13 protein-coding genes are annotated in these 14334 nt (G+C 40.4%); 1 reads left to right on the top strand and 12 read right to left on the bottom strand.

From position 1 onward, the window contains the following. Nucleotides 1-106: 106 nt before the first annotated feature. From P5G49_RS15905 to rbsK, 9 genes are all read right to left on the bottom strand, one after another. Nucleotides 107-2476, bottom strand: coding sequence for a polyprenyl synthetase family protein (locus P5G49_RS15905; protein WP_301245398.1), 2370 nt, complete (start codon nucleotides 2474-2476; stop codon nucleotides 107-109). Between the two features lie 109 nt (nucleotides 2477-2585). After that, nucleotides 2586-3773, bottom strand: a complete 1188-nt coding sequence (locus P5G49_RS15900) for a DUF4317 domain-containing protein (protein ID WP_301245396.1) — start codon at nucleotides 3771-3773, stop codon at nucleotides 2586-2588. Between the two features lie 157 nt (nucleotides 3774-3930). Then, nucleotides 3931-4209, bottom strand: a complete 279-nt coding sequence (locus tag P5G49_RS15895) for a hypothetical protein (protein ID WP_301245394.1) — start codon at nucleotides 4207-4209, stop codon at nucleotides 3931-3933. Nucleotides 4210-4300: 91 nt separating this feature from the next. Next, nucleotides 4301-5116, bottom strand: coding sequence for a YitT family protein (locus tag P5G49_RS15890; RefSeq protein ID WP_301245392.1), 816 nt, complete (start codon nucleotides 5114-5116; stop codon nucleotides 4301-4303). A 216-nt stretch (nucleotides 5117-5332) separates the two neighbouring features. Then, entirely contained in the window at nucleotides 5333-5731 is a 399-nt protein-coding gene (locus tag P5G49_RS15885; protein ID WP_301245390.1) for a VOC family protein, read from the bottom strand. An 82-nt stretch (nucleotides 5732-5813) separates the two neighbouring features. Next, nucleotides 5814-6701: a TIGR01777 family oxidoreductase gene (locus tag P5G49_RS15880; protein ID WP_301245388.1), complete on the bottom strand. Its 888-nt coding sequence runs from the start codon at nucleotides 6699-6701 to the stop codon at nucleotides 5814-5816. A gap of 87 nt (nucleotides 6702-6788) precedes the next feature. Then, nucleotides 6789-7697: a DMT family transporter gene (locus P5G49_RS15875; protein WP_301245386.1), complete on the bottom strand. Its 909-nt coding sequence runs from the start codon at nucleotides 7695-7697 to the stop codon at nucleotides 6789-6791. Between the two features lie 105 nt (nucleotides 7698-7802). After that, nucleotides 7803-8714 carry a nucleoside hydrolase gene (locus P5G49_RS15870; RefSeq protein WP_301245384.1) on the bottom strand — a complete coding sequence of 304 codons (912 nt, stop codon included), beginning with the start codon at nucleotides 8712-8714 and terminating at the stop codon, nucleotides 7803-7805. A gap of 21 nt (nucleotides 8715-8735) precedes the next feature. After that, complete coding sequence (gene rbsK / locus P5G49_RS15865) at nucleotides 8736-9641, bottom strand: ribokinase (protein ID WP_301245382.1); 906 nt, start codon at nucleotides 9639-9641, stop codon at nucleotides 8736-8738. A 100-nt stretch (nucleotides 9642-9741) separates the two neighbouring features. Between rbsK and P5G49_RS15860 the strand changes: the two genes are divergently transcribed. Next, a complete protein-coding gene (locus P5G49_RS15860; protein WP_301245380.1) occupies nucleotides 9742-10704 on the top strand; it encodes an aromatic acid exporter family protein in 963 nt (320 codons plus the stop codon). A gap of 97 nt (nucleotides 10705-10801) precedes the next feature. Here the strand turns inward: P5G49_RS15860 and P5G49_RS15855 are convergent, their stop codons facing one another. The 3 genes from P5G49_RS15855 to P5G49_RS15845 all read right to left on the bottom strand — a co-directional run bounded on the left by P5G49_RS15855 (nucleotide 10802) and on the right by P5G49_RS15845 (nucleotide 14306). After that, entirely contained in the window at nucleotides 10802-11467 is a 666-nt protein-coding gene (locus tag P5G49_RS15855) for an RraA family protein (protein ID WP_301245377.1), read from the bottom strand. An 84-nt stretch (nucleotides 11468-11551) separates the two neighbouring features. Beyond that, complete coding sequence (gene allW, locus P5G49_RS15850; protein WP_301245375.1) at nucleotides 11552-13012, bottom strand: allantoin permease; 1461 nt, start codon at nucleotides 13010-13012, stop codon at nucleotides 11552-11554. A 55-nt stretch (nucleotides 13013-13067) separates the two neighbouring features. Then, entirely contained in the window at nucleotides 13068-14306 is a 1239-nt protein-coding gene (locus P5G49_RS15845; RefSeq protein WP_301245373.1) for an amidase, read from the bottom strand. Between the last annotated feature and the right edge of the window lie 28 nt (nucleotides 14307-14334).

Genomic DNA, 14334 nt, shown 5'->3' with positions numbered 1-14334 from the left:
CGGAAAGCGTCCGCTCGGAACGAAAATCAACAGTTCCAGCATAAGCCCTCGTAAGTGGACTTTTTCAGTGGCCTCGAATATCCTGGGCTGTCTATTTTTTATCAATCTAATATTCCCGGTTTATAGTGTAATTCAATATTTGCTTTAAATAGCCTGTTTTATACTGGAGCTTTTGAAGTGCTTCCATGGCATGGCAATAATGATCCCACATCGCTTTTCGGGCATCTTCAATACCAAGGATGGATACGAAATTCGAATTGTTGTTTTCCACGTCTTGACCGACTGGTTTTCCAAGCAATTCGAGATCACCTTCAACATCAAGTAAATCATCCTTAATCTGAAAAGCGATGCCTGCGTGGTAAGCAAATGTTTTCAATGCCTCTATTTCCTCTTCCTGCTTCCCGGCTAAAATTGCAGGCATTACGAGAGAAGCTTCGAAGGCTATACCTGTTTTATAGAAGCAAATTGTATTTAACTGATCTAACGTCAATTGTTTGCCTTTGGAGTTCAAATCCATCGCTTGACCTCTGCACATCTCCGTTGTCTTTCCCGCCGAATATTGGATTAGGCGAAGGACTACCTTCGGATCGAAGCCAAGAGATGCTTGCTCCACAACAGCCTCCTGGGTCAGATAAAGGCCAGTCAATTCCGCCACGGCCGTATTATACACCTCATGCACTGTCAGGCGCCCCCTTCGGTACGATGAGTCGTCTTGGGCTGGCAGATCATCGAAGATCAGAGAGGCCGTATGCATATATTCCAATGATTTTAGTAACGGTACGATAGCAGACTGATCCAACCCGTACTCATGGACACCCATAACCCACGTCATTATTGGTCGAAGTCGCTTTCCATCGCCTTGTACACTGTAATTTGCAGCATCGATGATAGGCTCTTCAAGTGAAGAAATAATATCGGTTTTAGGTATATGTAATACGTTATTGATTTGATCCCGTACGGTCTTGGCTATGGTTACAAAGTCTTCCCGCTCTATACGTTCGTTTTTAAAATCGGCAATAATCTGGTCCCGTAGCAGTTTATCGAGGAAGTCCACGTCTTCTGCTTTCCTAACCATCTTTTGTATGAGTTTGTCTAATTTCGGAATGCCTGTAGCGAATATCGCCATAACTTCATTGTATTTCTTGTCGCCCACTCTTTCTTTAAATCGCTTCAAGCCATTCATCGCGCGGTTCAGTATTATCTCACGCGCTTTTGTATCCGATCCATACACGTTATGGATCAAATTAAAAATGACCGTCCAATATAATTCAAAAGGGTTGATTAAATCCTTGCGTACCTCATGATAGTTCAAATAATACGTGTAGGGTGTAACTGCTCCCGCCTCCATGTCACCAAACATGTCTGCGAAATCATCGGCAAGTTGGTTGTAAATACCATAGAAGAAAGTTCGGTTGTCGAAGCCCTCATCCTCTTTCACGCTAAGCACCGAGCGGGCGATTAAACGTGAAAAAGCTGATTTTAAAATGACCGGTACATATAGCTCTTCATTGGTGTAATTTGCATTTGATAGATTTTTATTTCGGTCTACTTCCTGGGAATGAAAGAACACATATGATTGCTCAAAGAAATCTTCTCTTGCCTCGCGTCGTAATCGCTCGTGAATATACGTATAGGCTTCACGGAGTTCTGAGTGAATGTATTGAATTAGATTTTTGTTAGCTTCGACCCACAACCCTAAATCAGGTACGCTTTCCGTAATGAGGGTTGATCGTATCAAACTTGAATATTTTAATTTCTCTTCATCGGATAAGACATCCGAATCCAAAAGATCATCGATAAACGGATACGTTAGGCCATAGCAATAGCCTAACCTTATCGCTTCATCCAATTTCCTAACGCGCTCTTTGGCTGATATCTGATCGCCCATCTCTTCAATCTGATGAATGATGACTCCAGCAATGATCTTAATCAGTTTCCGCTTAGCCTCATCGTGATTCATCCCTTTAGGAAGATTGGCAGACACAGACTTCAATTTATCCATAACCCAAATTATGGACGATTCAACGCCTTCTTTCTGTGCCCACCGGTATAAATAGGCCATGCTGAACATTTCTCTACTATCTGTTTTAGAGGTATAAGGCAATTGGTTTTTTAAATCGTCAACAATACTCCGAATCCTATTCCGTGTATCCGGGGAGTTCACGTCTTTGCCCAAATCACGCATGAATATATATGAAATGCTTCGATCTAAGTAACCATCCAGTTTACCTGTAAACTCCAGCCACTGGATGTATTGGTTATAACTTCTTGGATTCAGTTTTCCTTTTCCACGCGAAAAACGGGTTAATAGTGAACTATAAATATGATCCTGTTTCCAAGTTTGTATATCGTTTATTAACGTAGTGGCATAGGTTTTACTTTCGAGCTGAACAGACAGCGATTTAAAGTAATCGGTAGCCATCTCCTCAGCTCGTCGATAACAATCATCGGCCTCTTTTCGAAACTTTTCATACATATTGCATACCTCGACTTCATAATTTTTGTGTGTACATAAAACACCCTTCGAAGATGATTCTGTCTACTATATGCAACCGTTTTGCATTCTCTGAATCAAATAGCATTCTTTACTCCAAATCCTCCGAAAGCAACGTAAACCCTTCAATAACCGTATCTTCTTCCACTTCTATCAATATGCAACGTTTGCCATTGACTTCAACTTGCCTAACATATCTTAAATCTTGTGGGCTTATAGCAATATTCGCGACTTTTGTTTCGATCTTGATCGATTTTGATGTATAGCTTGGGACGATATGGCTTGCTTTCAGTTCATATGTTTCATCATCAATCACGTTTCGGAAGGCCCGTTCCACCTTTTCCGTATCCACGTCTTCAATGCCACTCGCCTTCAGTACGCGGGTCACCTCTTTCGTATCCAAGGTTGGGACGCTTTCCTCTTCCTCTTGTTCTTCATCGACCTCCATCATGCGCTGGATTTCATCATAAACGCTCGCAAGTGTTTTTGTAGCCAGTTCGTTACCTGCGACCGATCTAACAATTTCTTCAAAAACGACTTTATCTTCCTCAGCTGTCATGATTTCCTCGCCATCAAGAACGTTCTCGATAAAATGATAATTGGGCTTATTCGCTTTCCCTGCAGAATAAAGAATATGGTTCACATCTGCAGCATTATCAGTGAACGTCGGGAATAAGAACCCAGCGATCGGAGATGTCAGGTTAATGACAGGGTCCGCCACAAAACTGGACTTGAACTCCTTTTCATTGAAATCGAACACGAGCGACCGCTTCGGCTCCACTGTCTGGTTCATACTGCAAAGAATAAATGGATTCTTATATACTTCGTCCCGAGACGCAATTTCTGCTTCTTCACTTCCCCGTTTCGTCGGTTTGTAGTAGTTCCCGCGAATGAAAGTGATAACTATATCCTTTTCATATTGAACGTCTTGCACCATTTTCTGGGCAATTCCTTGCATACCTTCCTTCCATTCCGTTACTTCTTCTGCATGAAGGGCATCGTATAGGAGCTTCTGTGTATGATCTGTTTGCTCCTCCGATTGACGTCGAAACTTCACCTCAAACAGCTTCGCATCCAATTTCCCACCTAACACCTTTTTAAAGTTATTCAAAAATAACTCCTGCTGCTCTCGGTCTAACATAGCAAACGGCTGGTTTACCTCGTGATAGATTTCATTGCCTTCCTGCCTAATATATACATTATAAATATCATTGATCTTCAGTAGATCTGTATCCAATTTAAAACGTTTGCGGATGTCCGCAATTGCCTTTTTATTCATTTATCATTCCAACTCCCCCGAAAATATGAAAAAAGAGAGCCCAAACCATAGTTCGGACACTCTTTGATTATAGCAATAATTATTAGGATAACAGGAATAATACGCATAGGGTGAATCACCCCGATAAGCTTCAAAAACCTATGGGGTGATTCCGTTCTTACTCCTCTTCCAACGTCTCCTGGACATCATCCAATTGACGTCTCAACATGTCTATCTGTTCTTTGTTTTGTTGAACTGTGTCCAGATGCTCATTGTGCTCCTCTGCATTCATGTAAGCATTTTCGGCACGTTCAATTGAGTTAAATGCATGCTCAACAGCCATTTCCTCAGGGTGTGACATCGCCTGTTTCACCGAACGATCTGCCTTTTGCACAGAGTTGCTTAATTTAGTACTTGGATGATTATTTTTCCAGCTTGGCCCTGAATCTTTAGTCATTTATCTTCCCTCCTGCAAATTAGATATTTTACGGCGTGCTTAGTATTGTAAAATATCCTGAAACTATGCGCGGTTTGGGATTAACGGGCAATCACTTCGTTCTTGTCTTTGCAAACTGACCATCGACTTCGATTGTTTCAAATATATTAATGAAAGCATTTTCATCATGACTACGGACAATTGACTTAATCTGCATTGTCTCGTACCTTGTCACAACCATCATTAAAATATGCTTTGTTTCCTGAGTATACCCTCCAAAGCCCTCTGTGATCGTAATGCCTCGATAGACGGAATCCAGCAATTCTTTCCGTATGGACTCTCCTTTTGTCGTCACAATTTGCATCGTTAATTTAATGTGATCTGTATGGAGAGTATCAATCATTTTACCCGTTAAGTAGATGGATAATAATGTATATAATGCAATATTCCAATCAAAAGCTGCACCAGAAATCAAAACGATAATTCCATTCATCCCAGTCAGAAGAAGGCCTACGCTGACATTACTAGTTCGGGAAAGAATGATTGCAATAATATCCAATCCGCCAGAAGTGCCTGAGTACTTTAAGATCAGCCCCACACCAATACCGCCAATGATGCCTCCAAAAATGGCAGAAAGAAGGATATTATCTGTGACAGGAATGACCGGTAGTAGATATAAAAAAACTGAAAGGGAAGCTACGCAAACAAGTGTATTGACTGTTATCGTTCTGCCAAGCTTAATATACCCTAAAACAAGCAACGGTAAATTGAGCAAGAGATTCATTAACCCAATATCAAATGGGGTGACAAGGCCAATCAAAATGGCAATCCCGCTTATGCCACTGCTTAAAATTCCATACGGTACCAAAAAGAAATTGAACCCAAATGCAACAATTAGTGATCCTACAACGACAACCAAATTTTTCATCCCTACGTAAACCTCCCTTTCGCGAAAGAAGACCTATGAAACTACTCACCTCTTAAAATAAAAAACTCGTCCCGTAACAGGGACGAGTTTATAGGATAAAAGAGGTTTCTTTCCCGTCTTCGATTTCTATATTAGAAGTAATCTACCAAAAGGAATTTAGGGTTGTCAATACATTTTACTAATATAACATTATTGGAACTATTTCTAATTATGCTTTTAAAAAGGTAGATCAATTTGCCAGGAAACACCAAATCGATCATTGACCCAACCAAACTTCTGACTGAACCCGTAATTATCTATCGGCATAAGTGCTTGGCCGCCTTCAAGCAGTGTCTCGTATAGATTCGTAAGCTCTTCTTCCGAATCACAAGTAACGTAGATGGAGAAGGACGGTGTGAACGTAAACTGATGCTTTATATTACTGTCAATACACATGAATTCCTGCCCTTTTAGAGTGAACCTGGCCTGCATTACTGTTCCTTCATCTCCCGGTCCTTCTGCACCATAGCGGACAATGCTCAGAATTTCTGAATCGTTAACGAGGGACGTGTAATAGTTCATCGCTTCTTCTGCATTGCCTTCTTGAAACATTAAAAAAGGTAAAACCTTTCCCATGGTTAATCGTCTCCCTGCCTACTGTATATTTATATTATGAGTATATCTATTCCCGATTAAACAAACCAATTTCTTATCCTTGTCACTTCAAGATTTGCAAAAGTGCCTTATCAATCGTGTCAAATGTAAAATTAAACCCTTCCTTCTCCAATCGATCAGGCACAACCCATCGACTCTTCAAAACCAACTCTGTTTCCGTGCCTATAAAGACAGCCCCCATTTCGAGCATCCATTTTGGAGAGGAAAGGCCGAAACTACGATTCATCCTCTTACGCAATTCCGCCATGAACTCTCGGTTTGTAACGGGACAAGGTGCTGCGCAATTGAAAACTCCGGACAGCTTCTCGTTCTCTTTTAGAAAGAGGACGATACGATATAAGTCTTCAACATGGATCCAGCTAAACATTTGGTTGCCAGGACCCTGTACTCCGCCAAGTCCAAATTGTACAAGATTCACGTAAGGTTCCATGACACCACCATCTTCGCCTAATACGATGGCAATCCGTAACGCAACTTGTCTCGTGTGTGGAAGCTTGAATGCAAAAAGAGATGCTTCCCAGGCTTTTGCCACATCTACGGAAAATCCGGTACCTATCTCTCCGTCCGCCTCCGTCATTGGTCTGTCCTCCGCATGCCGATAAATGGTTGCGGTGCTTGAATTGATCCATAGCGGAGGAGGATTATCACATTTTTCGATTGCATGACCAAGGATCTCGGTCGTCTCTGTCCTGGATTGCATGATATCCTTCTTGTTTTTGTCGTTGTAACGGCAATTAACTGTTTTTCCGGCAAGGTTGATGAGCATTTCCGCTCCATCCAACGCTTTCACAATGTTTTCAGTATCAGTCCAGGCAATATGCTGCGGCCGTCTTGAAATGTGGACGACCTCATATCCAGAATCCGTAAATCTATTCTCAAAAAACTTTCCTATGAAACCAGTGCCCCCCGCCATCACAATTTTCCTTTTCATCTCATCCACTCTTTCCATATATTCACTACTTTGTAGGACGCAGATGTGGGGGGGAAGTTACAGAATTTGCCGTTAAATTAATCTTTCCTAGCCTTGTTCCTCTTTCACCTTACCTCCCGCTATCGATAACCCTGTGACACCAATGAGCATAATTATTGCTCCGGCAAGCTGCCATTTGCCAAGTACACTGCCAAACCAGATGACAGAGATGATCATTGCAGTCAGTGGTTCGAAGCTTGATAGAAGACTCGTTTCGACAGGTGATATGTACTTCATGCTCCCTAAGAATAATAGGAAGGCCACCGTACCGACTATAATAACTAATGAAAGCATCAAGGTGATTTTCCAATCGCCGAGGGTTACTATTCCGGCCTGTAGTTTCGTAACACTTACAAGGAATAATACCCCGCCGCCTATAAGCATTCCCCAACCGACAGATAGAAGGACGCCCCATTCTTTCATTAAACTTGCGGGATAAAGCGTATAGACCGTAAATGCGAAACCTACAGAAATACCCCAGGCGACCGCCCCGGAACTTAATGCGAATCCGGAGAGCGAACCATTCGTCAAAAGATAAAAGAGACCTACCATCGTCACAATCATTCCGGCCACTTGCGCTATTGGCGGCAAGACCTTGTGCCGAACTGAAACGAATAAAATAATATAAATCGGCGCTAAAAACTGAAATAATGTCGCAATGACCGCATTACTTGCGTTAATGGACCCGACAAACGTGAGCTGTACGCCAAGCATGCCGAATACCCCAAAAATGACCATTTGCCGTAGCCAGACTTTATGTCGCAGCGGCTGATAAATATCCCTGCCATTGATTTTCAAAAAAAGTAAAACAAAAAAGCCCGCAACTATTAAGCGGACAGTCAGCATGAAGGAGATGGTCATATCGCTCGTTGAGAGAATCCATTCCATCATCGGCCCCGTCGCCCCCCACATCATTGCTCCCGTTATTATCATTAAAATACCTTTAAGTCGATTCATTCGCCATTACCACCGTTGTTATGAAGTCTTTTAACTTTATACTACCATATTAAAAAAAGTGTCACTCATAAAAATAGCGTGAGCAACACTTTTATTTTATAGCAATTATAAAATACGACCAAGAAAATGCTTTAAAAATTGATCCGCCTTAACTTCAGTGCACACTTGAACTTTCAATTCACCCTCGGGAGATGCTATTGTTCTACCGGTCTCTTCTCCTTCAAGAACAACCTTTACATTCCATTCCTCTCTTCTAACAAAACTAGGATCTATAGCGACGCCTACAGCTAACGGGTCATGCAGGGCACAGCCCCCAAATCCGGGTTCAAATTCTTCATATGCTTGTATATAAAACTCTGTCATATCGGCATAAAAACGTGCATCATCCGTTCCCATTGCCCGCCAGTCGTCTAAAGTTGCTGCTGGTAAGAGAGTCTTCATCGTAACATCAAGACCTACAATAGTTACTGGCAGCCCTGAGGAAAACACATAATCCGCTGCTTCGGGGTCGGCTAATATATTTGCTTCGCTATAGGGTGTGACATTGCCGGGAGCAAAGACTGCACCACCCATAATGATGACTTCTTTGAAAAGAGGGATAATTTCAGGTGCCTTTATAATCGCTTGAGCAAGATTAGTAAGCGGTCCGACCGGAATTATTGTAATTTCGTGAGGTCGCTTTTTTACTTGGCTGATAATAAAATCCGCCGCACTTTTAGCCTCTGGTTTCCTGACAGGCTCGTCAGGAAAGTTGTTACCCAATCCATACTCCCCGTGAACATGGATAGGGAATTTATTTATCCCACGTTTTAGCGGTTTATCCGCGCCCATATAGACAGGTACGGGTTTCCCGACCTTTTCCAAAATCACAAGCGTACTGCGGGTTGTATTCTCAAGTGAGTTATTTCCAAAGCATGTTGTTAAACCGATTACATCTAACTCAGGGGAGTTCAAGGCATATGTAATTGCTAATGCATCATCAATTCCAGTATCAACGTCCAAAATAATAGGCTTCATACGTCATCTCTCCATTTCAGTTCAAATTAATTTATTAGCCTCTAAAAATTCCTCAACCTCTTTTTTGGTCGGCATCCCATTTTGTGCTCCAAGCTTCGTAACTGAAATTGCCCCGACAACATTGGCAAACCGGCAGGCATCTTCAATTTTCATCCCTTCACATAAAGAAAAGGCCAATGCTCCATTAAAGGAATCACCCGCGCCTGTTGTATCCACAGCTTCAACAGGGATGCTTGGAATCTTTACATCATTGCCGTTGCTGTAAAGTATAACCCCTTTGGATCCTTTTGTTACAATGCACTTTTCTTTTAGTTTCTCTAATTCTTTTTCAGTCCCGTCCGTTGAAGCGAAAAGTAGCATTTGTTCATGTTCATTAGGTGTTAAATAATCCACCATTCCTAATAACTCCATAGGAAGCTCCATAACAGGAGCAGGATTTAATATTGTAAGCGTGTTGTGTTTTTTCGCAAGCTCTACAGCCCTAATAACACTTTCAAGCGGAATTTCCAATTGTAATAAAAGAATATCGCTATTTTTGATTTTATCTTCATTTTTTTCGATCATATCCGGAGTTACATGGCTGTTTGCTCCAGGTACGACAATGATACTATTGTCTCTATCGGATATTGTTATAGATGCTATTCCAGTACAGCAATCCTGGACTCTTATGATGTTTTCAGTATTTATGCCTTGATTCGTTAAATTGCTCACTAGCATTTCACCAAACGAATCATCACCTACCGCACCAATCATTGTCACGTCTGCGCCAAGCCGCGCCGCTGCAACAGCCTGATTCGCACCTTTTCCACCTGGTATCGTATGGAACGAATCACCAAGCAACGTTTCACCCACCTTGGGAATTCGGCTTGTGCTTGTCACCAAATCCATATTAATGCTCCCAATCACCGTTATTTTACTTTTAGACATACGACCACCAACTCCTTACATTTTTAGGGCAACGTTACTAATATTTGTTTTTGCTCGAACTTGGGTATAATAAAATATAGAAATCAAGAGGGTGATGCTTATGGTCGGAATGGGATACCGGACAATTAAAACTGCAATAGGGGCGGGGTTAGCAATTTGGATTACGAGTCTATTCGACTTGGAGTTTGGATCATTTGCTGCCATCATCGTTATCATGTGTATCGAGAAGACAAAAAGAAAGACACTAATTTCCATCCAGAAAAAGTTTTTCGCATCTTTATTATCTTTAATTCTTGGTTCGTTATGTTTTGAAATATTGGGGTATCATCCCTTAGTCTTAACGCTGTTCATCCTATTGCTTGTCCCAATCCTTATGAAAGCACGAATTCAGGAAGGTTTTGTTACAAGCATAGTTGTTATTATGCATATCTATACAGTCAAGGAAGCCAATTTGGCGAACTTGTTGAATGAACTCTATATTATTTTCATTGGTATAGGAATTGCCTTACTTGTAAACAGTATTATGCCAAGCCTTAAGAAAGAAATCGAAAAATATAAAATGGAAATTGAAAATAAATTCAGCGTGATTTTATACCAATTCTCTGCATTATTAAAAGATAGTGAGAAAAAGTGGGACGGTAAAGAATTACTCGAAGCGGAAAATATCCTTAATAACGCTAAAAACATTACTATACAAGACGTAGAAAATCATCTGTTGAGAAAAGAAAATAAGGATTATTATTATTTCGAAATGCGAGAGGATCAATTAGGCATCCTAAAACAGATGGTAACCATCTTAGATATTGTTTCCTCATCAGAGTTAGATGTCAAACAAAAAGGAATGCTTGCTAATATCTTTCTGAATATAAGTCAACATGTGGATTCAGGCGATACAACCGTTGCACTAAAGCTATTAGAGGAATACGAAGAGTCCATTCGTGAAACAGAATTACCGGAGACAAGGGAAGAATTTGAAGTTAGAGCAAATCTATTTTATTTAAACTTCGAGATTAAGAACTACTTGATTATTAAGAAGAATATTTTTAACAGAAGTAAGAATTAAAAACATAATAGCCACATTGACAAGTTTTTCGACTTATTGGGTTATGGCCAGACCCCCAGTTCGGTATAACTTTACTGAACTGAGGAACTGGCCCAACTTAAAATTTCAACCCTATCTTCTTTAATGTTTCGTCTATCCAACTTCTGTCTAATGTACCCGCTTCGATTTGAGTGATCATCTCTTGTTCATGAGCGTATAGTGTTTTTGCTCTTTTTAGCACCTTTTCCGCCTGTTCATAAGGGACAACCACTACCCCATCGTTATCACCTACAATGACATCACCCGGATTCACTGAAACTCCAGCACAGCTAATAGGAACATTGATTTGTCCTGGACTTTCTTTGAAAGGACCCTTAGGGTTCACGCCTTTTGCAAAAACGGGAAAGCCGATTTGTTTTATCGCTTCCGCATCTCTGATCGCTCCATCTACTACATAGCCAGAAATGCGATATCTCTTCCCAATCATGCACATCATTTCTCCTAATAACGCGCTACTTGCATCTCCACCGGCTTCAACAACAATAACATCGCCGGGCGATGCTAACTCGATCGCTTTATGAAACATCAAATTGTCTTTAGGCATTGTTTTGACTGTCAAAGCCTGCCCAACCATTTGAACATCCGGATTATTAAAATGTGCAACTCCTATCATTGCATTAAATACACCCATTGCATCGGCAATGATCGTAGTACTTATAGCACCTAACCCATCGATTATTTCTTGTGGTAGTTTTGCATTTGAAGGTTCGATACGTAAATCCAACGTGAACACTCCTTTTGTTTGTTAAATAGAAGGAGGGAGTAAATGCTTAGCATTTCTTCCCTCCCAATACCAACATTTTTTTATTTATTTTTTAAAAAACTTTACAAGAATCCCATACGCTACGAATGCCACGATAAAACCACTTATCCAAGAAAGATCAGTAAAAATGGAAAATGTCGAGATGAAATTCCCACTTAGAGATACTAACACCCCAAGGATTGTTGCGATATATGCATTCTTGTTAATTCCGCGAAATTTATTGATAGCTTTCGTATCTTTCATATCATAATATAGCTCGTTAAGATTGATCTCTTGTTTAAAAACAAAGAAATATTGATAAATCATTACACCAGATACAGGACCTAAAATAGCACCTATTCCGTTTAAGAAAGTATAAATACTATCTGGATTTTCCATCAACTTCCACGGCATAATCGCGAATCCCAACAAGCAAGCGATTATTACGCCTCTTCGATAATTTATCCATTTAGGGAAGAGTGCTGTTAGCTGATATGCGGCTGGAGTAATGTTAGCCGTAGCATTCGAGTTAACAGTGATCAACAATAGGATTAGCATTGCAAAAAGAATGGCCGGTAAACTATCCCAATGATTAATAACATTTAGCACATCCCATTGTTCCACTCCATAATGAATAGAACTACCAATAAGAATAGAGACACTTGTAAAAACAAAAATAACGTAACCAACAATCAAGCTTAATCCTTGCCCTACCATTTGATCTTTAGTTGAAGTTGCGTTTTGTGTAAAATCAGCAGCGCTGACCCCTGGTGCTGCCCAAAATGCTAACACAGCATTAATGATCATCAAGTAGGCAAATAGAGGGCTTATATTTTGGTTAGTTCCTTCAATAGAATGGCTTAAAATATTACCAAAACCGCCACCAACAATGACTCCCCAAATTCCCATGGAGATAAATAGAACATAAATTAAGACCGTTAATAAGGTATTAAATTTATTTAAGAAACTGCTTCCACTAATACCTAACGCAAGATTCGCTAACCAAAAGATGATAAATGCAATTAGCCCTGGCATACCGATGCCAAAAAAAGTAAAGTCCCCACCAATTTCTAAAAACTTAGGCCAAAGTTTACCTATAATGATGAGCAGGGCTTGGGATCCTACGAAAGTTTGTAAACCAAACCAACCTATTGCAACTACGATGCCTCTTAAGAAACCGGGTATCTTAGCTCCGGCCTCTCCGTAAGTTGCCCGTAAATGCATCGAAAATGGAATACCGTATTTAGAACCAGCTTTTCCATTAAAGGCCATAAATACTGCCGTAAGTATGGCACCTAAAACTAAAGCAAGCATGACGTTGATAGGAGCTAAACCTAAAACTAAGAAACCACCAGCTGCAGCATAGTTTGGTATATTATGCAAATTACCCATCCACAGCGTGAAATAGTTACCAATTTTCATAGTTCGTTTATCTTCAGTTTTCGGTAATAAATCCTCGTTATCGTAACCTCTTGACTTGAATAACTTAACTTCTTCTTGAGTTACACTAATATGTTCCTTACCCATATCGAAATAAACCTCCTAGAGGCTGTTTTTATATTTTTTTGTTTGTCATTAAAAGCTAAACTTTACTATAACTATCGACTACATCCGCGGCAAACTCGGCTAACTGTAAATCACAACCATGAGCTCCAATTAAAGAAATACCAAGTGGCACTTCGTGTTGCTTAACTAATGGTAGTGTAATTTGCGGTGTACCGGATAAAGGTGAAATACATAATAATTTACTCGATTGTGCGCGTGTTGCATTTATTTCATCTAATGAACTACTTCTTAAAGGTGCTACAGAGGCAGCTGTAGGTAAGCATAGTAGTGTACCTTCTGGTAAAATATCTTTAACTCTCTCAATAACAGCTTGTCTTTTATTCAATGCCTCAGTATACTCACTCATCGTAATGGTAGATGCCCACTCTAATCGTTCTTTTGGACCTGATGAAAGATTTGGACGGTATTTCCTTACCCAACCACCGTAACTTTCCCAAACTTCATATCCTTGAATAATTCTAAATATTTCCGTCCATTCTTCCAAACCATTCGGACTCACTTTTATATTTTCAACTACTTCAAAATGTTGTTTAAGATGGTTGACAGCAGGCTGTAATGCCTCTACAACATCTTTGTTGATCGTATCAAAACAATCATCAGCGATTAGCAACCTATTAAACGTCACTTTTTTACTGTCATTACCTAATACTTCTTTAGAAACCCGTCTAAAAATATCGGAATTTCCAGCAACATATCCAAGAACGTCCATGCTCTCACAATACGGAGCCTCTCCATCATTGGCAACACGTCCATAAGTAGGACGAATACCTAATACTCCATTGTAACTTGCGGGGACCCGAACAGACCCTAAGCAGTCGCTTCCGTAAGCAAAATCTACTAAACCTCCAGCTGTAGCTGCCCCTGTCCCACTCGAGGAACCTCCTGTAAAGCGTCTTGGGTCGTGAGGGTTGATCGGAGATCCATAATTCCAATTTTCACCGCTTATACTGTAACAAAGCTCATCACAAATCGTTTTCCCAACTAAATCTGCTCCTGCAGATAACGTTTTAGTGACAATACTAGAAGTAAAATCATCTGGACCATTAGTCCGCAACCATTCTGGGTGGCCATTACTATAAGTGCTTCCTAAGATTTTAAAAACATCTTTAACTCCAAATACAAGTCCTTCAAGATTCCCTTTTCCAGACCCTTTCATAGCGATGTGGTTGTCACGAACAAACGACTGTAGCGCATCATAAGGTGGCTGATCAGAGACAGTTAAGCGAGCATTATTTAACATGTTAGTAGAAACCATATTTATCACCTTTCCTGAACTAGTAGTA

Origin of the sequence: Sporosarcina highlanderae (genome assembly GCF_030433715.1) — a bacterium.
Classification (GTDB): Bacteria; Bacillota; Bacilli; order Bacillales_A; family Planococcaceae; genus Sporosarcina; species Sporosarcina highlanderae.
This window is presented reverse-complemented; position numbering and strand designations above follow the sequence as displayed.